Source organism: Streptomyces sp. NPDC004327 (genome assembly GCF_042873935.1).
Classification (GTDB): Bacteria; Actinomycetota; Actinomycetes; order Streptomycetales; family Streptomycetaceae; genus Streptomyces.
The window spans coordinates 1-26,859 of sequence record NZ_JBIAME010000013.1; the positions used below are offsets into that span (position 1 = coordinate 1).

14 protein-coding genes and 4 pseudogenes are annotated in these 26,859 nt (G+C 70.8%); 10 read left to right on the plus strand and 8 right to left on the minus strand.

Annotated elements, in window-relative coordinates:
* Positions 1-588 precede the first annotated feature (588 nt).
* A complete protein-coding gene (locus tag ACFYU9_RS34985) occupies positions 589-963 on the plus strand; it encodes an SAV_915 family protein (RefSeq protein ID WP_389347584.1) in 375 nt (124 codons plus the stop codon).
* A gap of 213 nt (positions 964-1,176) precedes the next feature.
* Here the strand turns inward: ACFYU9_RS34985 and ACFYU9_RS34990 are convergent.
* Positions 1,177-1,512, minus strand: a pseudogene (locus ACFYU9_RS34990) (amino acid transporter); the annotation flags it as partial.
* On the opposite strand from ACFYU9_RS34990, the pseudogene ACFYU9_RS34995 reads away from it, so the two are divergent.
* Positions 1,495-2,268: pseudogene (locus ACFYU9_RS34995) on the plus strand (amino acid permease); the annotation flags it as partial. The pseudogenes ACFYU9_RS34990 and ACFYU9_RS34995 sit on opposite strands and share 18 nt — an antisense overlap.
* Positions 2,269-2,404: 136 nt before the next feature.
* Positions 2,405-3,160: a DUF4118 domain-containing protein gene (locus ACFYU9_RS35000; RefSeq protein WP_389347586.1), complete on the plus strand. Its 756-nt coding sequence runs from the start codon at positions 2,405-2,407 to the stop codon at positions 3,158-3,160.
* On the opposite strand, the gene ACFYU9_RS35005 is transcribed toward ACFYU9_RS35000, so the two are convergent.
* The 5 genes from ACFYU9_RS35005 to kdpB all read right to left on the minus strand — a co-directional run bounded on the left by ACFYU9_RS35005 (position 3,138) and on the right by kdpB (position 7,884).
* On the minus strand, positions 3,138-3,674 hold the full coding sequence (locus tag ACFYU9_RS35005; protein WP_389347588.1) for a hypothetical protein: 537 nt from the start codon (positions 3,672-3,674) through the stop codon (positions 3,138-3,140). The two genes, ACFYU9_RS35000 and ACFYU9_RS35005, sit on opposite strands and share 23 nt — an antisense overlap.
* 54 nt (positions 3,675-3,728) lie before the next feature.
* Entirely contained in the window at positions 3,729-4,508 is a 780-nt protein-coding gene (locus tag ACFYU9_RS35010; RefSeq protein ID WP_389347590.1) for a GNAT family N-acetyltransferase, read from the minus strand.
* A gap of 59 nt (positions 4,509-4,567) precedes the next feature.
* Positions 4,568-4,645, minus strand: coding sequence for a 50S ribosomal protein bL37 (locus ACFYU9_RS35015; RefSeq protein WP_389347784.1), 78 nt, complete (start codon positions 4,643-4,645; stop codon positions 4,568-4,570).
* Between the two features lie 14 nt (positions 4,646-4,659).
* Positions 4,660-5,469: an SDR family NAD(P)-dependent oxidoreductase gene (locus ACFYU9_RS35020; protein ID WP_389347592.1), complete on the minus strand. Its 810-nt coding sequence runs from the start codon at positions 5,467-5,469 to the stop codon at positions 4,660-4,662.
* A 261-nt stretch (positions 5,470-5,730) separates the two neighbouring features.
* A complete protein-coding gene (gene kdpB / locus ACFYU9_RS35025; protein WP_389347594.1) occupies positions 5,731-7,884 on the minus strand; it encodes a potassium-transporting ATPase subunit KdpB in 2,154 nt (717 codons plus the stop codon).
* Positions 7,885-8,687: 803 nt separating this feature from the next.
* On the opposite strand from kdpB, the gene ACFYU9_RS35030 reads away from it, so the two are divergent.
* The 5 genes from ACFYU9_RS35030 to ACFYU9_RS35050 all read left to right on the plus strand — a co-directional run bounded on the left by ACFYU9_RS35030 (position 8,688) and on the right by ACFYU9_RS35050 (position 24,467).
* Positions 8,688-9,923 carry a hypothetical protein gene (locus ACFYU9_RS35030; protein ID WP_389347596.1) on the plus strand — a complete coding sequence of 412 codons (1,236 nt, stop codon included), beginning with the start codon at positions 8,688-8,690 and terminating at the stop codon, positions 9,921-9,923.
* Positions 9,924-10,105: 182 nt separating this feature from the next.
* A complete protein-coding gene (kdpF, locus tag ACFYU9_RS35035; RefSeq protein WP_369147878.1) occupies positions 10,106-10,195 on the plus strand; it encodes a K(+)-transporting ATPase subunit F in 90 nt (29 codons plus the stop codon).
* Between the two features lie 98 nt (positions 10,196-10,293).
* Positions 10,294-12,699, plus strand: a complete 2,406-nt coding sequence (locus ACFYU9_RS35040) for an ATP-binding protein (protein WP_389347599.1) — start codon at positions 10,294-10,296, stop codon at positions 12,697-12,699.
* Between the two features lie 1,282 nt (positions 12,700-13,981).
* Positions 13,982-18,094 carry an FG-GAP-like repeat-containing protein gene (locus ACFYU9_RS35045; RefSeq protein ID WP_389347601.1) on the plus strand — a complete coding sequence of 1,371 codons (4,113 nt, stop codon included), beginning with the start codon at positions 13,982-13,984 and terminating at the stop codon, positions 18,092-18,094.
* Between the two features lie 127 nt (positions 18,095-18,221).
* The gene (locus ACFYU9_RS35050) at positions 18,222-24,467 is read left to right on the plus strand and encodes an RHS repeat-associated core domain-containing protein (protein WP_389347603.1); all 6,246 of its coding nucleotides are present in this window, start codon (positions 18,222-18,224) and stop codon (positions 24,465-24,467) included.
* Here ACFYU9_RS35050 and ACFYU9_RS35055 read toward each other — a convergent pair.
* A pseudogene (locus ACFYU9_RS35055) lies at positions 24,424-24,780 on the minus strand (hypothetical protein); the annotation flags it as partial. The gene ACFYU9_RS35050 and the pseudogene ACFYU9_RS35055 sit on opposite strands and share 44 nt — an antisense overlap.
* Positions 24,774-25,019 (minus strand): annotated as a pseudogene (locus tag ACFYU9_RS35060) (hypothetical protein); the annotation flags it as partial. The pseudogenes ACFYU9_RS35055 and ACFYU9_RS35060, both read right to left, overlap by 7 nt.
* A gap of 204 nt (positions 25,020-25,223) precedes the next feature.
* On the opposite strand from ACFYU9_RS35060, the gene ACFYU9_RS35065 reads away from it, so the two are divergent.
* Both ACFYU9_RS35065 and ACFYU9_RS35070 read left to right on the plus strand, forming a co-directional pair.
* Positions 25,224-25,439: a hypothetical protein gene (locus ACFYU9_RS35065; RefSeq protein WP_125539589.1), complete on the plus strand. Its 216-nt coding sequence runs from the start codon at positions 25,224-25,226 to the stop codon at positions 25,437-25,439.
* 114 nt (positions 25,440-25,553) lie between these two features.
* Positions 25,554-26,834 carry a peptide ligase PGM1-related protein gene (locus tag ACFYU9_RS35070; protein ID WP_389347606.1) on the plus strand — a complete coding sequence of 427 codons (1,281 nt, stop codon included), beginning with the start codon at positions 25,554-25,556 and terminating at the stop codon, positions 26,832-26,834.
* Positions 26,835-26,859 lie beyond the last annotated feature (25 nt).

A 26,859-nucleotide genomic window follows, 5' to 3' on the forward strand; every position in this document is an offset into this window, starting at 1 on the left:
GGGGGGGGGGGGTTGGGTTCGGGGGGGGGGGGGGGGGGGGGGGGGGGGGGGGGGGGCCCCCGGGCCCCCCGGGGGGGGGGGGCCCGGGGGGGGGGGGGGGGGGGGGGGGGCGGGGGGGGGGGGGGGGGGGGTTTTGGGCCCCGGGGGGGGGGGGGCGCGGCGCCCCCCCCCCCCCCCCCACGGTGCTTGGGCATTGCGGCAGTTGGAACAGGTTGAGCCGGTAGTACTCCTCCACCCGCGGCAGCCGCTGCCGGCGAGACCGGCGAGCATCTCCCGGTAGGCAGCGGGAAGAGGATCGTGCACACGCGGAGGCAGAGCGGAGAGCGTGCGGGAGGCGACCAGCTCGGCCCCCGGGCACCACTCTGCGAGGACATCCGGATCGGCGCCGGCCCACCTCATGCGGGCCTCTCCTTGTCGCGACAGGCTTGGGTCTGTCAGGGAAGCGCACGAAGACGACGGGGAGTCGTCAAGATCCCGTCAGGGGCCGGCAAGGTGCGCGGGGACGCGGGCATAGCTTCGAAGCCGCGCCGGATCGCACTCCCGTGTCCGGTAGCCATCCGTCCGTTCGAGGTTCCTCAAGGAGCGCTCATGTGCCTCTTCCAGTACGACGACGATTCCGAGCCCGAGGAACCCGGCCCGGCCGGGCCCCTGTACGTCCCGGTCCGGCCGGGGACACAAACGGCGGCGGTTCGCGTCTTCCGCACCCCGCTGGGCAGCCGCACCGCTGTCGGGTTCACCACCGTGGAGAGGCTGACCGCCACACTCGGCGCGGAGCAGCCTTGGATCCGGCTCTCGGAGTCGGTCCTGCGCTCGCTGGCCGAGCCGCTCGGCATTGAGATCCTGACCGTTGACCCGACACTCACCGCCCCGGTAGTCGCCAGTCTCTCGGTCCCCGCCCTGGCGTCGCGGAAGCGGAGGGGGCCGGCTGCCCACGAAGTCGGTCCGGCGGCCCGGCCCGCCTGACCGAGCTGTACACCGCGCCTCGCTGGTTCCGCGAGGACGGAATCAGCGAGGCGTGGGGGGGGGGGGGGCCCCGGGGGGCGGCCCCCCCCCCGGGGGGGGGGGGGGGGGGGGGGGGGGGGGGGCGGGGGGGGGGGGGGGGCCCCCCCCCGGCCCCCCCACGACCGTAGTGGCTGCCGAGAGGGGGCTCGCGGGCGGACTTCGGCGCGTCATGGGGACGCGGGGGCGGCCGTTCCGGTCGGGGGCGACGGGGGCGACCTCGCCCTGCCCGAGGAGGAAGAAGCGGAAGAAGTTGGCGAAGGGGTTGCCATCGGTCCATTCAAAGTAGATGTGGGGGCGGACGCCGGTGAGGTCGCGGGCGTGGAGGAGGAGGGCCGCGAGGGCGTTGGGGACGGAGGACGACTCGGCCGTCAGGACGCGGTAGCGCTCGTGCAGGACCTCGCCGCGCACGGTCAGGCCCGCCTCGAACTCGGACGGGTCGGTGACCGTCACCTCGATGAAGACGAAGTCCTCCGTGGTCGGCAGGTCGTTGTCGGCACGGATCTGCTGGCCGTCGTTTCGGCTGGGCTGCTGGTCTTCTCCTGGCGGCGACACCAACACCCTCGTCCCGCTCTTCGCGATCGGCGTCTTCGTCGGCCTCACGATTGCCCAGACCGGCATGGTTCTGCACTGGCGCCGCGAACGCGGACCCAAGTGGCGGGCGAAGTCCGCGCTCAACGGTCTCGGTGCAGTCCTCACCGGTGTCTCCGCGATCGTCGTGACCGCCACCAAGTTCCACAACGGCGCATGGCTGATCGTGATCGCACTTCCGGCCCTCGTCCTCGCCTTCGAGGCCGTCCACCGCGCGTACGGGAAGATCGGCGAGCGCCTCGGCGTCGGCCGGATCCCCGAGCCTGCGCACCGCGAGCGTTCCCTCGTTCTGGTTCCCGTCTCCTCCCTGACTCGGGTCACCAGCGAGGCCCTGACCGCCGCTGTCTCCCTCGGCGACGAGGTCCGCGCCCTCACCGTCTGCCACCCGGACCCCGAGGACCTGGCGGCCACCGAGGCCCTGGAACGCGACGGGCCCTGTGGAATCCCGGCGTCCCCCTCGTACGGCTCCGCTCCGAGCGCCATTCCCTCGGCCGGCCCATCACCGCCTACGTGCGCGATCTCGGGACGACGGAACCCGGCACCCGGGTCACCGTCCTCATCCCGGAGGCCGAACCCGAGCGCCTGTGGCAGCGTGCCCTGCAGAACCAGCGGGGCGCGGTCGTCGCCCACGCCGTCCGCCGCGACACGGACGCCGTCGTCTGCCGGCACCGCTTCCGCTGCTGACCCCACCACGACGTCGGGACCTGTCGTCAGGGATCCGTCAAAGACTCCTCCGCCCGGTGCCTTCCCCGCCGCACCGGGCGGAGGCTTGTTGTGTGGGGGCAGAGGGGGGCTGGATCTTGCGAGGTGGGTCATGAGGATTCCGCTTCGGGACACGACCGCAGTCGCCGCCGGAGTCCTGGCACCGCTTGTCACGGCTCTCGTGCTGGTGCCGCTGCGGACCTCCGTCACGCACACCAATCTGGCGCTGCTGCTCGTCGTTGTGGTCGTCGCCGTCGCGGCGTTCGGCAACCGCTTCGCCGGCGCGCTCGCCGCCCTGTCGGCGGCGGCGTGGTTCGACTTCTTCCTCACCACGCCGTACCAGAGCTTCCACATCCAGGGGCGCGCCGACATCGAGACCGCCGTCCTGCTCCTGCTCGTCGGCCTGATCGTGTCGCAACTGGCCGCGTACGGGCGCACGATGAAGCGGGTGGCGGTCACGGACGCCACGCATCTGGAGCGGCTGCACGGCACCACCCGGCTGGCCCGCTCCAGTACGTCGTCCGACGACGTCGTCCAGCGGGTGCGGAAGGAGCTCGTCGAGGTGCTGGAGCTGCGGGCGTGTCGTTTCGAGTACGGCACGCTCATCGGCCGTCCGCCGCGGCTCGAACCGGACGGGACGGTGAAGGTGGACGGCTGGGTCTGGGACCTGGAGCGGCAGGGCTGGCCGGAGGACGAGGTCGAACTGCGCGCCCTCGTCCACGGCCGTTACCAGGGCCGCTTCATGATGACCCCGGAGCCCGGCTCGGTACCGCCGTCGCTGGAGGCGCGCCTGGTCCCCGCCGACCTCGCGGCCCAGGCGGCCGCCGCCCTCGACGAGGAAGCGGTCAGCGCAGGCCGGAGACCTTGAAGACCGAGTGAGCGGTGTCCCGTTCGACACGGCGCTCGAGCCGGTGGAGGTCGCGCTCGCCGTCCCGCAGGGCGCCGTTCTCCCGGGAGGTCCTCGCATCTGCTTCCAGGAGCAGCCAGAGGGGCGGGTTGGCGAGGAGGACGCGCAGTTCGACCCGGGCTCGGCCGCCCTCCGTATCGGTCAGCACAAGGCGCTGTTCGATGCTGTCCGGCCAGCGGAGGGCGGCGAGCCGGTCGGCGCGCACCGTCGTACGGGTCCACAGGGCCCGTACGGTCAGACGACCCGGCGAGGCGACGACCTTCGCGGGAAACAGGACCACGAAGAGGACGACGACCAGGGCGATCCACAGCAGCGTCGCCGGCAGGTTCAGACCGCCGTCGCAGGCGTCCACGGCCAGCGACACGGCCAGGAGCAGCCCGGCGCAGCCGGTGGCTGCCCGGGCGTCGCCGACCCACTCACGGTTATGGACCGCGCGGTCACCGGACTCCGACTGCAGGGCGAATCGTGGCTCCATGGAACGGACGCCAGAGCTGTTGAGGGCCCCTGCCGGTCCGTCCTGACGGGCTTCCTACGCGGCCTCGGACAACCTTGACATTTGGCTGACGGGGCCGGCGATGTGGTGGACGTACTCGCGGGTGAGCCGGAAGCCGGCGGTCCAGGCGAGGAGGCGGCTCGGGCGGTTGTCGCGGGAGCAGCTCCAGCTGGCGCGGTGGCCGCGGGCGGCGATGTCGGCGGTCAGGCCGGTGACGCAGGCCAGGGCGAGATGCTGACGGCGTTCGTCGGGCGCGGTGGCGCAGGCGACGTCCTCGTACCGGCTGCCGAGGAAGCGGGAGCAGGCCACCGCCAGGATTTTGCCTCTGCGCATGGCGATCCAGCCGAGCCCCGAGGCGGCGAGGGCGGCGGGTCCTTCCCAGCTCTCGTGGATCCAGGCCATGGCCGGGTCGAGCGCCGCCAGCGCCGGGGTGTCTTCGGGGAGGAGTCTGCGCACGGTCACCCCGCGGGGCACGCGGGGAGCGACGGCCGGGGCACGGTGCACGTAGAGCATCCGCTCCCACGGCACGAGCTGCTCGAACGCGGCTCCGAGCACGGGAACGAAACGGCCCGGTGTCTCCACGTAGTGCCGGGCGAGCGGCGCCAGTTCGTCCGGCGTGACCGCACTGGGGTCGCCGGCGAGGAGCGCGTGTCCTCCGCAGGTCACCGCCACGACGCGAGGCTCCTTGGCGCGGTCGGTCCACCACTGTCCGTGTCCGGTGACGAGGACATGCTCGGCGAGAGCCGCGGTGCCGGGTGCGCCCGCGAGGAAGACTCGGGCGGGTGCCGGTGGTTGGTGGGACGCGTGCGGGATCACAAGACCTCCTGAATACGGAAGGACGGAGGGGGCGGCCCGTGTGTGGGCCGCCCCGGTGTTCAGCGGGCGCCGGCCCTGCGGCCGTGGTTCGCCTTCTTCTTGCGGCGGCCTTTCTTCTTGCGGGCACGCTTGGACATGTCCCGGACCCCTTTCAGGCGTTCTGGCCGACAAGCAGGTCGGCGAGCTTGGTGAGGCGCTTGACGGTGCGCGCCTCGGAGGCGGCAGGTGCGGGGGCGACGCGCTGGTCGCGGTCGTAGTAGGCGCCGTTGACGATCTCGACGGCCGGGTCGCAGAGCCGTACGACGTGGGCGGCGCCCTCGGCCGGGGCGATGCCCTCGTGGGCGTAGAGGGGGAGGAGGCTGGTGGTGCAGATGCCGGGGTGGACGGAGACGGCGGTGACGCGCGGGTCGGCGGCGAAGACGGTCAGGGCCAGCTGCGACTGGGCGTAGGCGGCGAGGCGGGAGTAGCGGCGGACCCGGTTGGGGTCGTTCCACTGGATGGAGCCGGTGCGGTGCAAGGAGGACGAGACGTTGACGACACGTCCGCCCGTGCCGCCGGTGAGCGCGGGCTCCAGGAGGTGGGTGAGCAGGTAGTGGGCGAGGAAGTTGACCTGGAACGCGATCTCGTTGCCGTCGGCCGTGACGGTGTGCCGCTCGGGCGCCGCCATGCCCGCGTTGTTGACGAGGACGTCGAGGTACGGGTGCTCGGCGAGGACCCGGGTCGCGAGGTGCTCGACCTCCTCCAGGCGGGTGAAGTCCGCGCCGAGCGGGCAGAGCCGGGATCCGTCGACCCCGGCGAGGCTGACGAGCCGGTCGGTTGCGGCGAGCGCCTCCTCGGCCGTGCGGCCGTGGACGAGCACCGTGGCGCCGCGCTCGGCGAGCAGCCGCGCGGTCTGATGGCCGATGCCGGAGGTGGCGCCGGTCACCAGGACGGTGCGGGAGGAAAGGTCGGATACGGACATGACTGGTCAGTCCCTCAGGGATGAAAGGTGTGTACGGGTACGAAGAAGGGGCGTCGGACAGGAGAGGTCACGACGCCCCGGTCGATGCGGAGGTACGTCAGCGCGGGGCGGACGTCTCCGGACAGCGGGGCTCACGACGGGGCGCCCGATGGGGCGGCCGGTCGAGCAGGAGCCAGGCGCTGTTCATGCTCCCCATCGAACCCTCGGCGGATGCCCGGGGCAAGGCGAGCGGCGTTTCCCTGATGGCCTCCTGACGAGGACTCACCCCAGCCCGGGAACGGTGGAGACCAGGAGGTCGATGACCTTGATCCCGAGGAAGGGCAGCACGAGTCCCCCGAGGCCGTACATCAGGAGGTTGCGGCGCAGCAGGTCGTGCGCGGAGGCGGGCCGGTAGCGGACCCCGCGTAGCGCCAGGGGGATCAGGGCCACGATGATGAGGGCGTTGAAGATGATGGCCGAGGTGATGGCCGAGGTGGGGCTGTGCAGCCCCATGACGTTCAGGGCTTTCAGCCCGGGGTAGGCGCCGGTGAACATGGCCGGGATGATCGCGAAGTACTTCGCGACGTCGTTCGTGATCGAGAACGCCGTCAATGCGCCTCGGGTGATGAGGAGTTGCTTGCCGATCTCGACGATCTCGATGAGCTTGGTCGGGTTGGAGTCGAGGTCGACCATGTTGCCGGCCTCCTTCGCGGCTGACGTGCCCGTGTTCATCGCCACGCCGACATCCGCCTGCGCGAGCGCGGGGGCGTCGTTCGTGCCGTCGCCGGTCATGGCGACGAGCTTCCCGCCTTCCTGCTCCTTCATGATGAGGGCGAGCTTGTCCTCGGGGGTGGCTTCCGCGAGGTAGTCGTCGACGCCGGCCTCGTGAGCGATGGCGCGCGCGGTCAGCGGGTTGTCGCCGGTGATCATGACCGTACGGATGCCCATGCGGCGCAGCTCCGCGAACCGTTCCTTGATGCCGTCCTTCACCACGTCCTTGAGATGGACGATGCCGAGGACCCGGGGGCCGTCCCAGTCGTTGACGGCCACCAGGAGGGGAGTGCCGCCGGCGCCCGAGATCTGGTCGCTCCAGGCGCGTGCCTCGTCCGGCACCGTCCCGCCGTACATCTCGACCCAGGCGATCACCTGCGCCGTCGCCCCCTTGCGGATGTGGCAGGCGGCGCCGTTGTCCCAGCGCAGGTCGATGCCGCTCATCCGGGTCTGGGCGCTGAACTCGACGAAGCGGGCATTCGCCAGCTCGCCCTCGGCCGGGGCCCGGAGCCCGTACCGCTCCTTCGCGAGCACCACCACCGACCGGCCCTCGGGTGTCTCGTCCGCGAGCGAGGCCAATTGCGCGGCGTTGGCGAGCTGGGCCTCCTCGATCCCCGGCAGGGGGATGAAGTCGGCCGCCTCCCGGTTGCCGAGGGTGATGGTGCCGGTCTTGTCGAGGAGGAGGGTGTTGATGTCTCCCGCGGCTTCGACGGCGCGTCCCGACATGGCGAGGACGTTGCGCTGCACGAGCCGGTCCATACCGGCGATGCCGATCGCGGAGAGCAGGGCGCCGATGGTCGTCGGGATCAGGGTCACGAGCAGGGCGACGAGGACGGTCGTGGAGGGGGCGGCGCCGGCGTACGAGGCCATGGGCTGGATGGCGACGACGACCAGGACGAAGACGACGGTGAGCGCCGCGAGCAGGATGTTCAGCGCGATCTCGTTCGGTGTCTTCTGCCGGGAGGCGCCCTCGACCAGGGTGATCATCCGATCCATGAAGGAGTGACCGGGGCGGGAGGTGACCCGTACGACGATCCTGTCGGACAGCACCGTCGTACCGCCCGTCACTCCCGTCCGGTCACCGCCCGACTCGCGGATGACAGGCGCGGACTCGCCGGTGACGGCCGACTCGTCGACCGCCGCGACCCCGTCGACGACGTCACCGTCGGCCGGGATCAGTTCGCCCGCCTCGACGAGCACGAAGTCGAACAGCCGCAGGTCGGTGGCCGCGACGGCCTCCGTCTCGGCCCGGTCGAGGTCCGTGCCGTACCGCCAGTGTTTCAGCCGCAGTGCCACCGTGTCCGTACGCGCCTTGCGCAGCGACTCGGCCTGCGCCTTGCCGCGGCCCTCCGCCACGGCCTCGGCGAGGTTGGCGAAGATCACCGTCAGCCACAGCCAGACGCTGATCACCCAGGTGAACACGGACGGGTTGAAGACCGCCGACAGCGTCGTGAGCACCGAACCGACCCCGACGACGAACAGCACCGGATTGCGCACCAGGGCCCGTGGATGCAGCTTGCGCACGGCTTCGGGGAAGCATTTCACGAGCTGTACGGGGTCGAGCAGCCCGCCCTGCGTCGAGCGTCGCCGCTTCGGAGCGGGGGCCGGGAAGCGGGGCGGCGTCGGGGGAGCGGAGGGCGCCTGCTGGGGCGCGCGGGAATGCATCGCGGAAGACCTTCTGGATGAGCCCGGCCCCGCCCGATCGGCGCCGGCCGGGAGAGCACGGCAGGGCCGTCCTTGTCCGCGCTCCGTGGGCGCGCAGGGACTCCCCGGCGCCCACAGGACGGCTGCGGACGGACAGCGACGCTCGTGGTGCGGGGGCGCGGCGGCCGGATGGGAGGGGCAGCCGCGCCCCCGCGGTCCGGGGACGATCAGGCCACTGACGTCCACGGCCCGGTGAGCGACCGAGAAGAAAACTAGGCCCACGGCGAGCCGGAGACGACGCGGGGACGTCCGAATTGACGCCTCCCTGACGGAGGTTGACCCCAGCCGTCAAGGGCCCGTCAAATCGGACCGCGGGACCGTCAGGGCCACGTCAATGCGGTCGGGCGGTGGCCGCCTCGGACCGCAGACTCCTGGGCACGGGGGATCGGACAGCCGTCCGAGGTGTGAGGGTGGGAGGGATGCGTGGCCACCACAACCGGTAGTGCGCAAGGTCCGGACACGACGGCCCGGACCGCCACTCCCGCACCTGAGGCGGTTGTACGACCGGTGGGCCGTTCCGGTCCGCGACCACGAGGGGGTCGCGGACCGGACGGCCCGTCCGCCGGGGCCGCCGTCCGGCGCGTGACCCGACGCCTTCACGCACTCCGGCGCCGCACGTGGGACACGCTCCCCGCTCGCCTGCGCCTCCTGCGTACAGCGATCTTCCTGCTCACAGCCACCGGCGCAGGGCTGATGGTCACAGCCGGATTCGCCGCCTCCGACACGTGGAGCGCGCCGTCACCGGTCACCACGCCCCACGCACCGTGAGCGCCGCCGACCTCAACCTCGCCCTCAACGACATGGACGCTCAGGCCGTCAACTCCCTCCTGGCGAACGGCGACGCGGGCAAGGGCCGGATGGCCGTCCCGTACGACAAGGCAATCCAGCTGTACGACGAGACTCGTGAGGGCGTCAGTCGTGACCTGCGCACCCTCGGCGTGGCGGCGGACGGCGACACCGAGGCCGAGCACACCGTCGAACGCCTCACCGCCGACTTCGCCCGCTACCAGGAGTTCATCGGACGCGCCCTGGAGAGCGACACCCGCACCGGGGGCAAGCCGGACGCCATCGAGAACTACCGGACGGCCGACGACCTGCTCACCCAGCGGCTCCTCCCCGAGGCCCGCACCCTCGTCGACGGCACCAACCGTCAGTTCGAGGACGCGTACGCCGCCGAACGATCCGGCCTGGGCGCACAAGCGGCCCTGCTCGTAGCCCTGGGAGTCGTGCTGCTCGCCGTACTCGCCCTGCTCCAGTGGTACGTGGCGCGCCGCTTTCACCGCATCCTCAATTTCGGCCTGCTCGCGGCCACCGTCTGTGCCCTCCTCTCCGTCGTTCTCGGCTCCCAAGTGCTCAAGGCTGACTCCGAGCAGCTGCGGGTGGCTCGCCGCGACGCCTTCGACTCGGTCGTCGCGCTCTCCCGCGCCCGCGCCATCGCCTACGACGCCAACGCCGATGAGAGCCGCTACCTCCTCGACCGCGACCACCGCGCCGCCCACGAGGCGGCGTTCCTGGCCAAGTCCCAGAGCCTGTACGGGATGAAGGGCGCCGACCTTGCCTCGTACGAGTCACGGCTCGGCGAGACCTGGAAGGCGTACCGGGAGGACCACGAGGACAAGCGGTTCACCGGCGAGTTCCGGCGCGAGCTGGACAACATCACCTTTCCTGGGGAACGAGCCGCCGCCGAGCGCACCGTCGAGGCGTACGCGGTGTACCAGCGGGACGACCACACCGTCCGCTCCCTGGTCGCCGCCGGCCGGGAACAGGAGGCCGTCGTCTTCGGCATCAGCTGGGAACCGGGGAAGTCCAACGCCCACTTCGGCGCCTGGATGAAAGCCCTCGACGATGTCACGGCCATCAACAGCCGCGCCTTCGACACGGCCGCCGACGACGGCAGGAACAAGCTGACCGGGCGCCTGCCCCGGGCGGTCGCCGGCCTGATCGCCGCCGCCGTGCTGGCCGCCCTGGGACTGCGCCCGCGCCTCGCCGAGTTCCGCTGACCGAGCGTCTTCGCGCTGGAAGATCCGCTGACCGAGCGGCTCCGCGCCAGAGATCCGCCAAGACGCCGTCAGCATGCGACGGCACTCCGCAAGGGACCCGTCAAAGTGCTCGTACGCGCGCCACGCACCGGGTTTCCTCACCAGAGAACACCCGTAGGGACTCAGCAGGGAGTGACGCGCTCATGAGCGTGGAGAACGTGGTCGGCCTGATCGTCGCCCTCAGCATCGTCGGCTATCTCGTGGCCGCCCTGATCCGCCCGGAGAAGTTCTGAACCTGCCCGCACCGTCGAGGCCCGTCGACCCGGAGGTCCGTCCGGGCAGGCTCAAGGTCCTCGTCGGTGCAGCCACCGGCGTCGGCAAGACCTATCGCATGCTGGACGAGGGATGGCGCAGAGCGGCACGCGGTGCCGATGTCGTCGTCGGGATCGCCGCATGCCGGGGCCGTCCCCACACCGAGGCGATGCTCGTCGGCCTTGAGACCCTGGAGCCCGCCCACGCCGTCCACGAGGGTCGTGTCCGCCCCGAGCTCGACCTCGACCGGGCCCTGCGCCGCGCGCCCGCCCTGATCCTCGTCGACGACCTCGCCCACACCAACGCACCGGGCCACCGCAACGCCCACCGCTGGCAGGACGTCGAGGAGCTGCTCGCCGCCGGCATCGACGTCGTCACCACCGTCAACGTCCAGCACCTGGAGTCGCTCAGCGACGTCGTGGAGAAGATCACCGGGGTGCCGCAGGACGAGACCGTGCCCGACGCCTTCGTCCGGCGCGCCGACCAGATCGAGCTCGTCGACATGGATCCGCAGGAGCTGCGGCGCCGGATGGCCCACGGCAACATCCACCCGCCCGAGGACGTCGACGCCGCCCTCGCCAGCTACTTCCGTACGGGCAACCTCATCGCGCTGCGCGAACTGGCCCTCCTGTGGGTGGCCGACCGGGTCGACGAGGCCCTGCGGAAGTACCGCTCCGAGCGGGGCATCGGCGGCGTCTGGGAGATACGGGAGCGGATCGTCGTCGCCCTCACCGGCGGACCCGAGGGCGACACCCTGATCCGCCGCGCGAGCCGCATCGCCGCACGGACGGCCCAGGGCCGCCTGCTCGCCGTGCACGTCGTCCGCAGCGACGGCCTCGCGGCCGGGACCTCCTCCGCTGCCCTCGCCCGTCAGCGGCGGCTCGTCGAGAGCCTCGGCGGCAGCTATCACACGGTCGTCGGGGACGACGTCCCCACGGCCCTGGTGGAGTTCGCCCGCGCCGAGAACGCCACCCAGCTGATCCTGGGCACCAGCCGGCGCGGCAGGCTCGAACGCTTCCTGACGGGCCGTGGCGTCGGCGAGACGACCGTCGCGCTCTCCGGCGACATCGACGTCCACACCGTCACCCACGAACGGGCCGGACACGGCCGGCTGCTCCCCTCCCGCCGCCACAGGCTGCCCGTCTCACGGCGCGTCGCCGGACCGGTCGCGGGTCTGGTCCTGCCGGTCCTGCTCACTCTGCTCCTCGACCACACGCGGGGGGTGTTCAACCTCACCAGCGAGGCCCTGCTCTTCCTCGCCACCGTGGTCGGCGTGGCCTGCCTCGGTGGGGTCGTCTCGGCGCTCGTCGCAGCCGTCACCGCGTCACTGCTGCTCAACTACTGGTTCATACCGCCCGTCGGTGCCTTCACCTTCGCCGACGCGGACAACATGCTCGCCCTCGCGGTCTTCGTCCTCGTCGCCGCCGTGATGGCCGGAGCCGTCGACCGCTCCCTGCGTCTGTCCAGACGCGCAGCCCGGGCCACCGCCGAGGCCGAGACCCTCTCCTCCCTCGCCGGGTCGGTGGTACGCGGTGACCACACGGTGTCCGATCTGCTCGCCCGCACCCGGGAGATCTTCGGAGCCGAGTCCGCCGAACTCGTCCCAGCCGCAGACCTCCGTGCGGCCCATGCGGGCGAACCCGCCGTCAGCCAGGTCGGCGTCGGCGACGACCACTTCCTCGTCCTGCGTGGCCGGACCCTGCCCGCCTCGGACCGACGCGTCCTGGCCGCGTTCGCCGCCCACGTCATTGCGGCCGCCGAACACGCCAGGCTCGCCGAGGCTGCCGCGGAGGTGGAGCCGGTACGGGCCGCCGACCGGATGCGGACGGCCCTGCTGGCCGCCGTCAGCCACGACCTGCGCACGCCCCTCGCCGCCGGATGGGCGGCCGTCGCCTCCTTGCGCAGCACCGACGTCGAGTTCACCCCGGACGAGCGCGACGAACTGCTCGCCACCGCAGACGAGTCCATGGCCCGACTGGCCCGGCTCATCGACAACCTTCTCGACATGAGCCGTCTCCAGGCAGGCGCCCTCAACCTCTCACTCCGCCCCACGGCCCTGGAAGAGGTCCTGCCCGCGGCGCTCGACGCGCTCCCCTCCGACGCACCCCGACCGGTCCTGCACGGCTTCGAGCAGGCGCCGGCGGTCTTCGCCGACCCGCCACTGCTCGAACGCGTGATCGCCAACCTGGTGGGCAACGCGAGCCGCTTCGCCCCACCCAGCCACCCCGTCCTGCTCACCGTGAGCGCGCTTGCCGGCCGGGTGGAACTGAGGGTCGTCGACCGTGGCCCCGGTCTGCCTCCCGGCGACCGGGAGCGGGTCTTCGAGCCGTTCCAGCGCCTCGGCGACACGGACAACACCACGGGCGTCGGCCTCGGCCTGGCCCTCGCCCGGGGCCTCACCGAGGCCATGTCCGGCACGCTGACCCCGGAGGACACCCCCGGCGGCGGCCTGACCATGGTCGTCTCGCTGCCCTGCGCGGTCTGAGGGGCGGTGGAACGGGGCCGCACCGATCCTCAGCGGAACGCCTTCGGCGATCTCCGGTGGAACGGGTCCCCGGCGGCATCGCCGTCCACCCACCTCGCCGGCGCCGCCCGGGCGGGCCGGCAGCTGTCGACCGTGTGCCGGTGGGCGATCAACGCGCCCAGTGCCCCGGCCGGCATCAGTCGCCTCGCCGACGACCCCGCCCGCGGTACCCAGGGCGAGTTCGACGAGGACGGTGCCGCCGTTTTCGCCTGCTTGCTCTTCCTCACCAGCCACCCCGAGAGCGCCCAGTTCTGGTGGCAGCTGTCCGCTGGTTCCGGGAACCGGATCGCCGCCTACTGCCTCCACCTGCACCACCTCGCCCTCGGCGAGCACCGAGAAGCCGCCCACTGGCGGCACGAGGTCGCCGCCGCCACCACCGAAGGCGGCGGAATCGACGAAGTACTCCTGGACTGCCTGAGTGCGGTGGCCTCCTATGTCAGGAAGAACGGCTCCGTCAGCAGCACACCCCCACCGGACAGCTGGAGATGGAGGTCGACCGGCTCGCATAACCACCCCCCCCGAACCGGCGCCTGGCCGACCGGCTGCGCGAGGTCGCCAACCGCTGACCCACCGAAGCGCCCGCACGTTACCCACAGCGAAGGGAGCCTCCGGGCACCGCAGTGCCCGGAGGGCTCCCTTTCGCATCCCCGAGGAAGGGACCGATCGTGACCACCACCCCCACTTCGCCGGCGCGGCCCGGTACTCCGCGGACCCGCCACAGTCTGTTCCGCTAAAACCGCCGACAGCGCCGTGCCGCCGCCGGCCACTTCGTGCGCGGCCTCAGCTACGGTGCCGGCATCACCGCCGCGAGTGCCGCCGGCTACTGGCTCCAGCAGCTCTGGTGACTGTCCCCATGGGCGCCCGTTAGCCTCGCCGGGTTCGGTCGGTGGCTGAGTTTCCTAGGGGGCTGGGAAGCGACATAGCCCAAGGAGTCGGAGCGCGAGATCGTCGAGGCGGCTCGCGTATCGCTCCCCGAGGGGTAGATCGGCCTATTCCGCCACGTTGCGGCATCTTCTTCCGAGTTCGAAAACAAGATCATCCAGCGTGGCCGGGGCTGTTACTGTTCGCGAGAAGTGCCCTTCTCTTTGAAAGGTGCATGGCGAAACGTTCCATCGGGTGGGGGCCGCGATGGCGGTTGCGACCGTCGTCGTGTCGATGGACACGGTTCCTCCAGGGCCCCCTCGGTCATCTGCTCACGCGTGCTCGGGCGCGCGTGTGCCGGTTCACTGGGAAAGAAGGAAGCGTGTCAAGAAGCACGTCCACAACCCACCGAAGAGGCCGCTGGAGACGGGAACTGGGCCGCGCGACGGTCCTCGTCGCCGTGGTCGCGCTGGGTTCCTCCGGTGCGATCGCACCGACGGCTTCCGCAGCCGCGCCGACGGTCGCCGTCAGCGGCGACGACGGCAGCGTCAGTCCCGAGGACAAGGCGTTGCAGGACGCCAAGTCGACTGGAAAGCCGGTGGAGTTAACCAAGGACCGCACCGAGCTCTCCGACACCTGGGTGAACCCCAGCGGGACGTTTTCCGTCAAGCGGTACGGCACCCCGGTGCGCATCATGCGCGACGGCGCATGGGTGCCGACCGACCCGACACTGGAATTCGCCGCCGACGGATCGGTGCGCCCCAAGGCCACCTCGGTGGTGGTCTCGTTCTCCGGCGGAGGCACCGGCCCCATCCTCACGGGCGTGAAGAACGGCCGTACGCTGTCGCTCTCCTGGCCCACCGCGCTGCCCAAGCCCACGCTGAACGGCAACGTGGCCACCTACGCCGAAGTGCTGCCGGGCGTCGACCTCCAGCTGAAGTCCGAGGTCGAGGGCTTCTCGCAGCTCATCGTCGTCAAGACGCCCGAGGCTGCCGCCAACCCGCAGCTGGCGACGCTGAAGTACACGATGTCCACGGTCGGCGTGACGGTCAGCACCGACTCCACGACCGGAGCGGTCACCGCGACGGACCCGGCCGGGCAGACCGTCTTCACCAGTCCGTCGCCGGTCATGTGGGACTCCACGACGGCCACTGCGCCCCCGACCACGGCTCCTGCCACGAAGGCCAGCACCGCCTCCTTCGCCTCGTTCGCGACGACGACGGAACCCGCGCCCGCGCCCGGCAGCGCTTTCGAGCAGCCGGCCGGGGCCAAGCAAGCCGTGATGCCCACCACGGTGAGCGGCAACAGCCTGCAGATCGTCCCGGACCAGACTCTCCTGAAGGCCGCCGACACCACCTACCCGGTGTACATCGACCCCTCCTGGGCCTGGGGCGGCCGCAACAACTGGACGCGGGTGTACAAGAAGTACCCGGACCAGAACTTTCTCAACGCCAACGAGGTGGCCCGGGTCGGCTACGAAAACGAGACCAGTGGCCTTTCGCGCTCGTTCTTCGAGATGGACACCTCCAACGTGCGCTGGGCGAAGGTCGCGCGCTCCACGTTCCGGATCAAGAACACCTGGTCCTGGTCCTGCCAGGCCCGCACCGTCCAGCTGTGGCACACCAAGGGCATCAGCAACAAGACCACCTGGAACAACCAGCCCAGCAAGATCGACTGGCTGGCGGACGTGAACGAGTCCAAGGGTTGGTCCTCCTCTTGCGCCGCGGGCAACCTCGAGTTCGACCTGACCTGGAAGATGCAGCGCGTTGCCGCGGCCGGCGACACCAGCATCACCCTCGGCCTGTACGCCGCCAACGAGAGCGACACCTTCGGCTGGAAGAAGTTCGACCCGAAGACCGCGGTCCTGGAGACGGAGTACAACAACCCACCCCAGACCCCGACCGGCCTCGGCACCAATCCACGGACGGACTGCTCCGCGGGCGGCCTGATCGGCAACACCACGATCAGCCTCTACGCCTTCGTCACCGACCCCAACGCGGGGAACCTGTCGGCCCAGTTCCAGGTCTTCAAGGATGGGAACATGGTCGTCGACTCGTGGATCCCGGGCCTGCGGGACCGCGTCTCCACCCTCGTCGTGCCGGACGACAGACTGCCCACCGGCAGTTACACCTGGCGCGTCCGGGCGTACGACCAGAGCGAGTACTCCGACTGGAGCCAGACCTGTACGTTCTCCGTCGACCGCACCCGGCCGGCGAAGGCGCCGAAGGTCGACTCGACCGACTTCCCCAACGGTGACGCGGGCTGGCCCGCCGGCACGGGCAAGGCCCGCACGCCCGGCTCGTTCACCCTCTCCGCCAACGGTGTGGACGACGTGGTCCGTTACACGTACTACACCGACTGGAACCCCGAGGTGAAGACCGCCACGGTGCCCGCGGGCGGGCAGACCACGGTCGCGCTCACCCCGCCCGGCGTCGGACCGCACTTCGTCTACGCCTTCAGCCAGGACGCGGCGGGCAACCGCTCCGACACCGCCACCTACCTGTTCTACGCGGGCCGTTCGCTGACCCGCGACGCGGCCTACGACGTCAACGGCGACGGCAACCGCGACATCTGGAGCAAGGACTCCTTCGGCACCCTGGTCACCTACGCCGGCCAGGGCGACGCCACCTTCTCCTCGGTCACCAACGGCGGCGTCAGCCTGGGCGGCTCGCAGGCCGTCGTCTCCGGCGACTGGGGCCAGGACGGCTACAACGACCTGGTCACCCTGGAGCACGACCCCGTCGACAAGGCCGACAAGCTGTGGATGTACCCCAACAACGGCCTCGGCTACGTCCAGGGGCACAAGCGGGCGCAGATCACCGTCGCCTGCCCGCGCCAGGACCCGGACATGGGCTGTACGGAGGAGGGCGACGACCACTGGCAGGGAGCCGACCAGGTCCTCAGCGCCGGTGACCTCAACGGCGACGGCCAGTCCGACCTGCTCGTCAAGCAGGGCAAGAAGCTGTGGGCCTACTTCGGCGACCGGGCCGGGCTGACCCTCGACACGCACGGCGCGCCCGTGCTCGTCGGCGGCGACGACTGGGACAAGTACACCGTCATCACGCCCGGCGACCTGAACGCGGACGGCATTCCCGACCTCTGGCTTCGGGACGACGCGACCGGGGACATCCTGCGCAGCTACGGCCGCAGGAGCGGCGAGGGCAAGGCGGTCGATCTGGCCACCTGGGGCGCCGAGCCCCGTACGAAGGTCGGCGTTGGCGTCACCAAGGACCGCTACCCGCAGGTCGGTTCTTCCGGGGACCTCTCGGGCGACGGGGTGACGGACCTGTGGGCCCGCGAGGCCGACAACACCATGTTCGGCTGGTACGGCCAGGCCTGGGACGGGACCGTGAACTCCTTCTCCGGCGGCTTCCAGATCGACGGCGTGGCCGGCGCCCGGATTCCCTCGGGCACCACACTGGCCTCCGGCCAGTCGTACACCAGCGGGGCCTCCAAGCTGGTCATGCAGACCGACGGCGATCTCGTGCTGCTCACCCGTGACAAGCGGGTCTGGGCAACCCACACCCAGGGCCACACCGGCGCCTTCGCGCGCATGCAGACCGACGGCAACCTCGTCGTCTACACCGCGGACGGCTCCACCACGCTGTGGGAGAGCGGGACCTCCGGCAAGAACAACGGCTACGCCGTGCTGCACGGCCGCGGTGTCCTGGTCATCTACAACGCGGTCGGCCAGGGTCAGTGGACGAGCGGCTCGCAGAGCCGGCCCGACTACAACGGCGATGGCTACACCGACGTGCTGGCCCGCGACGGCAACGGCGACGTGTGGGTCTACCCCGGCACCGGGGGCACGGGCACCAGCACGCTCGGCAGCCGCTACTTCGTCGGCAACGGGTGGTGGCGGGACTACTGGACCAACGTCTACACCGCCGACCTCAACAACGACGGCTACACCGACATCGTCGGCCGTGACAGGGACGGCAACCTCGTCCTGTACCCCGGCACCGGCAGGACGGACACCAACTCCTTCGGCAGCCCCGTCCAGGTCGGCTACGGCTGGAACATGTACGACACCCTCGCCTTCGGTGACATCAACGGCGACGGCCGCACGGATGTCGTCGGCCGCGACGGCAATGGCGACCTGTGGGTATACGCGCACTCCGGCGGCACCGGCATGTCGACCCTCGCAGGCCGTGTCTTCATCGGCAACGGCTGGTGGCCCGCCTCCTGGACGACGATCCGGCTCGCCGACATGAACGGCGACCACAAGATCGACATCATGGGCCGCACCGACGGGGGCGACCTCTACGTGTACCCGAACACCACGGCAAACCCCGGCTCCATCAGCTTCGGCGCCCGCTACTTCAACGGCAACGGCTGGTGGAACGGCTACTGGAACCCGTTCGCCACCGACCTCGACAGCGACGGCGCGGCCGAGTCCGTGGGCGTGACCGACCAGGGAGAGCTCTACGACTACCTCCCGAGCGGTCGCGCGTTCATCGGCAGCGGCTGGGGTCCGTTCGACGTCGTTCTCTGACGTCCGGACCCGGGCGGTTTCGTGATCCTTCCCGGCAGGTGCGGTGCTCCGCACCTGCCGGGTCTTCGCGCGCACTCCGTGCGCGCGGTCAACTTTTTACCGAGGGGTAGAAGTGAAACGTTTCGGCATGCGTGGCTTACCCATTTTCGTCACCACCGCGGTCCTCGCGAGCGTGCTGCAGAGCACCGCGCTGGCGGCAGGTTCCGAAGGCGGGGCACGGCGGCCCGACGTGAGACAGCCGAAGGCCGTCCCCGTCGAGCGGGTCGCCCTGGGCGGGAAGAAGAGACCGGACGCGGCAGCCGCCAACTCCTGGTCGAAGAAGTCTCCGAAGGTCAGCTGGCCGGCTCCGGGCAGCGCAGAGGTGTCGCTCGCGACCGGTGGCAAGGCGGGGGCGCTCCCTGTCACGGTGAGCGCCGACAACGCCAAACCGGGCAGGACGGCCCTGGCCGCGCCCAAGGAGCCCGAGGCGCAAGCGGGCCGGGCGCCTGCGAAGGTGAAGGTCACCCTCGCCCCCCGCAAGGCCGCCCGCGCGGCCGGCGTCGACGGCGTGCTCCTGGCCGTCGGCCGCACCGACGGCGCGCGGAAGGCCACGCCGGCCCGCGTCGGAGTCGACTACTCGTCCTTCCGCGGGGCGTACGGCGGCGACTGGGCCGCACGACTGCGGCTGGTCGAGCTGCCCGCGTGCGCGCTCAGCACGCCGCACGATCCCAAGTGCCGCATCGGCAAGCCCCTGCCGACGTCCAACGACGTCCGGACCGGGACGCTGTCCGCCCGTACTGCGATGGCCTCCGGCGCCACCGTACTCGCGGCGACCGCCGAGTCCGCCGGACCGACCGGCGACTACAAGGCGACCGGGCTCCAGCCCTCGGGCTCGTGGAGCGCGGGCGGGTCCACCGGTGCCTTCACCTGGTCCCAGCAGATCGGCGTACCTGGCGTCCCCGGCAGCCTCGCGCCGAAGATCCAGCTCGGCTACAACTCGCAGTCGGTGGACGGCCGTACAGCCGCCTCCAACAACCAGCCCTCGTGGCTCGGTGACGGCTGGGACTGGGAACCGGGCTTCATCGAGCGCCGCTACAAGCCGTGCGAACTCGACAAGACCGGTGGCACCAACACCACCAAGGTCGGCGACCTCTGCTGGTACAACGACAACGCCACCCTGTCGCTCGGCGGTAAGAACACCGAGCTGGTCTACCAGGACGGCAAGGGCTGGGCGCCCGCGAGCGACTCGGGCGAGAAGGTCGAGAAGCTGACCGGCGCCGCCAACGGCGACGACAACGGTGAGCACTGGAAGGTCACCACGACCGACGGCACCCAGTACTTCTTCGGACTGAACCGGCTGCCCGGCTGGAGCGACCACGGCGCGGACGCCGACGACCCGGTCACCAACTCCACCTGGACGGTCCCTGTCTTCGGCAACCAGCCCGGCGAGCCCTGCTACAGCGCGAAGTTCGCCGACGCCTGGTGCCGGCAGGCCTGGCGCTGGCAGCTCGACTACGTGGTCGACCCGCAGGGCGACGCCATGGCCTTCCACTGGAACACCGAGTCCAACAACTACGGCCGGAACGTCGACGCCACCACGGGCAAGGCCACCGTCACGTCCTACGTTCGCGGCGGCTGGCTCGACCACATCGACTACGGCCTGCGCGCCGACGCCGTGTACACCGGCAAGGCGATGGGCCGGGTCGACTTCGGCGTCTCGGAGCGCTGCCTGACCGACTGCGGCACCTTCGACGAGACCCACGCCAAGAACTGGCCCGACGTCCCGTTCGACCAGTACTGCGCGGACGGCGCGACCGAGTGCAAGGACAAGTACTCGCCCACCTTCTGGTCGCGCAAGCGCCTCACCACCATCACCACCAAGATCCTCACCGGCGGCGCCTACCAGGACGTCGACACGTGGGCCCTCGACCAGGACTTCCCCGCCTCCGGTGACGGCATCTCCACCCCGCTGTGGCTGAAGTCCATCCAGCGCACCGGCAAGGCGGGCGGCTCGATCACCCTGCCGCCGGTGACCTTCGCCGGCGAGCAGCGGGCCAACCGCGTCGACCGGACCGGCGACGGGCTGGCCCCGTTCATCCGGCTGCGGCTCTACCAGATCACCACCGAGACCGGCGGCACCATCGGAATCAGCTACTCGCAGCCCGAGTGCACCGCCACCACCCTGCCGGCCCCCGACGCCACCAACACCACCCTGTGCTACCCGGTGAAGTGGGCGTACGAAGGCGACACCGCCAAGCTCGACTGGTTCAACAAATACGTCGTCACCCAGGTCGTCGAGGGCGACAACCTGGCCGAATCCCCGGACAAGGTGACCTCCTACTCCTACCTGGGCGGAGCCGCCTGGGCGAAGGGCACCGACGAGCTCGCCAAGCCCGAGGACCTCACCTACTCGGTCGCCCGCGGCTACGCCCGCGTCCAGATCCGGACGGGCGCCGCCTTCGACCCCACGACCCTGGAGGAGAAGCGCTTCTTCCGCGGCATCGACGGCGCCGCCGTGAACGACTCGGCGGGCGCCGCGGTCACCGACCGCGAACAGTTCGCCGGCATGGTCCGAGAGAACGCCACCTACGACGGCGACGACACGAACAAGCTCGTCTCCGCCACCTCGTACACGCCCTGGCGCTCGGCCGCCGGCAACACCCGTACCCGCCCCGGCCTGCCCGACCTCGAGTCACACAAGACCGGCACGGAGAAGGAGTCCAGCCGCACCACCGTCAACGGCGGCGTCCGCATCACCGAGAAGACCCGGCACTTCGACGCCTACGGCATGGTCGACTGGACCTCGGAGAGCGGCGACACGGCCAAGACCGGCGACGAGCGGTGCACCACGACCTCCTACGCCCGCGGTAGCGGCCCGATCGTCGACAAGGTCAGCCGGGTGGAGACCGTGGCCGTGCCCTGCGAGGCCCCGGTGTCCCGGCCCCGTGACGTCATTGACGACGTCCGCACCTTCTACGACGGCGGCGGCTTCGGCGACGCGCCCGGCCGCGGCCTGGTCACCCGCAAGGAGCGGATCAACGGCACCGGCACCGGGTACGCCCCGGTCCAGTCGACGCCCGTCGCCGACTTCGACATCTACGGCCGCCCGCTCAGCATCGCCGACGCCTACGGCAAGGTGACCCGCACTGCGTACACCCCCGCCACCGGCGAAGTGCCGACGCAGAACGTGGTCACCAACCCCAAGGGCCACACGGTCACCACGGACACGGAGCCGCTGCGCGGCCAGTCCACCCGAATCATCGACGCCAACGGAAAGGTCACCACGACCGCGTACGACGCCCTCGGGCGGCTCGTCAAGGTATGGAAGCCGACCCGCTCGGCCGTCACCTACCCGGACTCGCCGAGCCTCGCGTTCGAGTACCTCGTGCGCAACGACGGCCCGCTCGTCGTGACCACGAAGACCCTCACCCACGACGCGAAGTACTCCGTCTCGTACTCCATCCACGACGGCATGCTGCGCGAACGGCAGACCCAGAAGCCCTCCCCGGACCTCGCCGGACGGCTGGTCACGGAGACCTTCTACGACACCCGGGGCCTCGCCCGGCGCAACTCCGGCGCCTTCTTCGCGACCGGAGCGCCCGAGCCCGTCCTCGTCACCGGGCAGGAACTGAACTACCCGGCGTCCACGGACACCGAGTACGACGGCGCCGGCCGCGTCACCGCGGTGATCTCCAAGCGCTTCGGTGACGAGACCAAGCGCACCACCACCCGTTACACCGGTGACACGACCACCACGATCCCGCCCGCCGGCGGCATCGCCGGCACCGCCGTGGTCGACGCGCTCGGCCGCACCACCGAGGTGCGCCAGTACACCGACGCGGCCCGGACCACGTCCCAGAGCACCCGGCGGACCTACGACGACCACGGCCGGCTGGCCGAGGTCACCGACCCCTCCGGCGCCACCTGGCGCTACACCTACGACGTCCGCGGCCGCCAGATCCAGACCGACGACCCCGACAAGGGCGTCGTGAAGACCACCTACGACGACGGCGACCGCGTCACGGACGTCCAGGACGCCCGGGGCGTCACCCTGCACACCGACTTCGACGAGCTGGGCCGCCGCACCGCCCTCAAGAAGGGCGCGGTCACCCTTGCCGCGTGGGAGTACGACACCGTCGCCAAGGGACAGGTCTCCTCGTCCACGCGCTACGTGAACGGCAACGCCTACGTGTCGGCGATCACCACGTACAACAGCCTCTACCAGCCCGTCGTCACCCAGACGACGATCCCGGCCTCGGAGGGCTCGCTGGCGGGCACGTACAAGTGGACGACCTCGTACAACCCCAACAGCGGCCAGGCGATGTGGACCCAGCAGCCCGCCATCGGCGGACTGCCGGCGGAGAAGACCACCAACACCTACAGCCCGGTCACAGGGCTGCTCACCACGATGGGCGCCGGCAGCGACCCGCTAGTCAACGACACCACCTACGACCACTACGGCCGCAGGATCATCCGGAAGTTCGGCGCCTTCGGCCAGACGCTGACAACCTCGTACACCTACGACGAGCACACCGGCTCGCTCACCGACAGCTACCTCGACCGCGACGTCGCACCGCAGCGCATCGAGGACGCGCACTACACCTACGACCCGGCAGGCAACGTCACGTCCGTATCCACCTCCTACGGCCAGGACACGGCTCGCACCACCGACACCCAGTGCTTCGGCCTCGACGCCCTGCGACGCGTCACCGAGGCCTGGACCGACAAGAACACGGCCTGCTCCGCCGCGCCCTCGGACACTGCCGTCGGCGGCCAGGACCCCTACTGGACCTCGTACACCTACGACGCGGTCGGCAACCGCAGGACCGAGACCGCACACAAGGCCGCGACGGGCTCGGCCCAGGACACCGTGCGCGGTTATGACGCGCCGACGGCCGGCAAGCACGACCTGCCCAAGGTCACGCAGAGCGGCACCGACCCGCACCAGGAACTCTTCGGCTACGACGAATCCGGCAACCTGAAGACCCGCACCCGCGGCACGGCCCCCGCCGAGTCCTTCACCTGGGACGACGAGGGACACCTCGCGTCCGTGACCGAGAAGACGACCGAGAAGGCCTCCTACCTCTACGACACCGACGGCCAGCGGTTCGTCGGGCACGACGCGTCGGGCACGACGCTCTACCTCTCGTACGGCAACGAGCTGCACCTGGGCACGGGCGGCACCGTCACCGGCACCCGGTACTACGTGGCCGACGGCAGCACCGTGGCCATCCGGACCGGAGGGAAGCTCACCTTCACCTTCGCCGACCACCACGGCACCGGCACCACCCAGGTGACCGCCGACGCCGCCCAGACCGTCACCCGCCGCAAGACCTCTCCCTTCGGGGCCACGCGCGGCACCAAGCCCTCCGGCTGGACCGGCGACAAGGGCTTCGTCGGCGGCACCGACGACGAGGCCACGGCACTCGTCCACCTCGGCGCGCGCGAATACGACCCGACCACCGGCCGGTTCATCAGCGTCGACCCCGAAATCGACCTCAACGACCCGCAGCAGTCACAGGGTTACACCTACGCCAACAACAACCCCGCAACCAACGGGGACCCCACCGGCCGGATGCTGGAGGAATGCTGGAACGGCACGATCGCCTGCAAGGGCGGCATGCCCGTCACGGACGAGAAGCCCAAGGACCCGGAGCCGACCATCGACGACATGATGGACGACGTCCTGGACACGGGATGGGGCAAGCAGCCCGACGGGTCGGCCCGCAAGTCCTTCAACGTCGGCAAGGGCCCGGACCGGGGCGTCATCCGCGTCACCCTCTACATCCACACGAAGATCGCCGCGCTCGGCATGCTGCTGGGCGACGACCGTGACGCGTCCCTGGACCCGCACAAGCCCTACCGCATGTCCCTGGTGTGGAACACCGCCTCGGGCGAATGCACCTTCACAGTGGCTCCGTCCACCACCCCGCCGGAGAAGCACGTCGACCAGCCCGGCGTGCTCAGTCGCATCGGCGGCCCCAGCAAGATGGTCGACGGCGCTCCGAGCAAGGTACTGCCTGCCAACCCGCTGAAGGTCGAGGGATGGCCAGGCGACACCTGGGGCGGCGACAACGTGGTCAACACCACCAGCCTCGGGCACCACACGGACTCCGGGCAACTGGACGTCGGCGTGGCCGCCGTCAACAGCTTCCTGAACTTCTTCGCCGTCGACGCGACGATCAAGGTCAAGGCGACCGAGACCTCCGTCACCGTGAACCGCCAGGGCGATGCATATCCGGACATGGAGGTGGTCCAGTACCGGACCAACCAGGCGCCGCGGATGATCGCCACGGACCGAATGGCAAGCGAGACCGGCCTGGACTCGGCCCCCTTCTGGGGACCCACGATCAACAAGACCTGGACGGACGGACAGTGCGTCTCGGGATGCTGACGCACAAGCCACGATCCTGAAGGACGCACGACCGATGCCCCGGCGGGCCCGCCGGGGCATCGGTCGTGCCGAGTCCCCGCAGGCAGTTCACTGCTTCCCTGGACGTCTGCGTCATGGGGCGCACGGACGGGGGCGACCTGTACGGGTACCCGAACACCACGGGCAGGGGGAGCAGAGTGGTCGATAGCCCGCTCTTGGGCGCCGGCATCACGTACCAGCACCCAAGAACGGGTGGGGATTCGGCGACCTTGGCCCGTAGGGCCCAGGGGTCAAAGGGCTTGCTGATGTAGTCGACGGCGCCGGCCGCTCGGCGATGCGCTGCTTCCGGTCCAACAGCGCATCGCCGAGGACGTCACCGGGACGCTGGAGCGCCGGGAGACGGGGTCGGCGTCTGCGAGCTGCTGCTCCAGAAGTTCCACCGCGTGCTTGGAAGAGGACGGCGTCCACGGCCGACCCGTCCAGGCCCCTGACGAGCTCGATGGCCTCGGTGGTGACCGCGTTCCCCGGTGTGCATGCCGCCCTCTTTGCCGCCCGCCACCATCTGCCCGGCACGGGTACCCTCGACGACTCCGTGCTCGTCTCCGGCTGACCGGTTCAGCCGCAAGTAGGCGCTACCGGCTTTACGCTCCAGCCTGAGGGCGGCCGGTACGGCGTGGGCCGACAGCGGAGGGCGCCCCGGCGACAGCTGCTCGGTGAAGTTCACCCGTTTGGACGGGGAGGGGTGCCGATGCGCTTGGTGCGGCAGAGGCTGGGCCCATGGCCGCCAAGCTGATCATCTACCCGCCCGACCAGCAGGGCTGGCGCCGTGTCCGCTACGACGGCGTCGCCATCGGAGTGGCCCACCGCCCGGCCGATGTCCGAGCTTTCCTCGCCGCTGCCGGGATGGAGAACGCCGAGGACGTCGACCTCACCGACCCCGACTTCGTGGAGTGGCGCGGGGCCGGCCCCGAGGCGTGGGAACCGTTTCCCTGACCTGCCTCCCCGTTCAGGTGGAGACTTCTCGTGGGCCGCCGCATCCGGTGGGGGCGGAGCAGGTGATCCCACGCCGACCGTGGACGGCCGTGCGGCGACCGGAGGAACAGAGCGGTGACTGAGACGGTACCGATGGTCGTGTTCGCGAACTTCCTCTCGGACTTGGCGGTGGACCTCGACGAGGGGCAGATCCTGACGACGTGGGCTCAGCAGGCGCCGCGGAAGGCGTGGCTGCTCCGGCCGGGGGACGTGTTCGTCACTCCGGTGCCGTTGAGCCGGGAGTTCTTGCGGTACGTGTACGACCTGGCGGGTGTGCCCCCGGAATCGGTGGCCGTCGTCGAGGTGCCCCCTGCCGGAGCCGTACCGCTGGCGCGGGCGGTGCGCGAGGCCGGCCTCGTCGAACAGGTCCGGGCTCTTGCCGGTGACCGGGGTGCGGCGCTGCTGCCGACGGCGTTGGACGCGTCGGCGATCGCGTTCGCCCGGGACATCGGCATCGCGGTGCACCCTTACCCGACGGTCGAGGCCGCCGAGGTGGCGCTGCGGATGACCATGCTGCTCAACACGAAGACCGGCTTCCGCGCGATGGCCGGGCAACTGGGCATGCGGCTGCCCGCGGGGCGGACGTGCCGGCGCTCAGAGGTCGAAGGTGTGGCGCACGATCTCCTGGGGGACCACGAGCGTGTCGTGGTGAAGCCCGACCGTTCGGCCGGAGGACACGGGATGCGCTTCGTGTCCCGCGAGGATCTGAGGGGCGAGGCGAGCCTGCTACTCGATACGGTCGGCGGGCCCGAAGGCCTGTGGGTGGTGGAGGAGTGCCTTGACGTGGCCGAGTCGGTGAGCATCCAGATGGAGGTGGCTGCCTCCGGGGCACACGCGCTCTTCAGCGGTGCGATGCGCACGGTTCAGGGCTCCTTCACGGGATACGCCTCTCCGCTGCCGTCGTCCTGCGAGCACGTGGCCGGCGAGCTGGAGGAGTGGGGGACGGCCCTGGGCCGCCACCTGGCCGACCACGGCTACGCCGGGCCCTTCGGGCTCGACGCGCTGGTGGACACGGCCGGCGTCGCGTACGCGAGTGAGAGCAACATCCGCCGTACGGCCACCACCACACCGCACGCCATGGTCACCCGGCTGACCGAGGGATCTGCCACCGCACACCCGGCGTGGTCGGTGGCGAAGCGCCGGGCCCGCAACCCCCTTGACTTCGAAGGAGCCCTTGCCCGGCTGCGTGCTTCCCACCTCGCGTTCGACCCGGACCGCGGCGAGGGCGTGGTGCTGTACGCGGACGTCCCGGCCGACGGCCGTTCCTGGCGGTACGCGGTGATTGCCAGGAGCGCCGGGGACGTCGAGGAGCAGGAAGCCGCCTTGGTCGAGGTCCTCGAATTCGAGGACGGCTGACCACACCACGAAGCCGGTCTCGGCA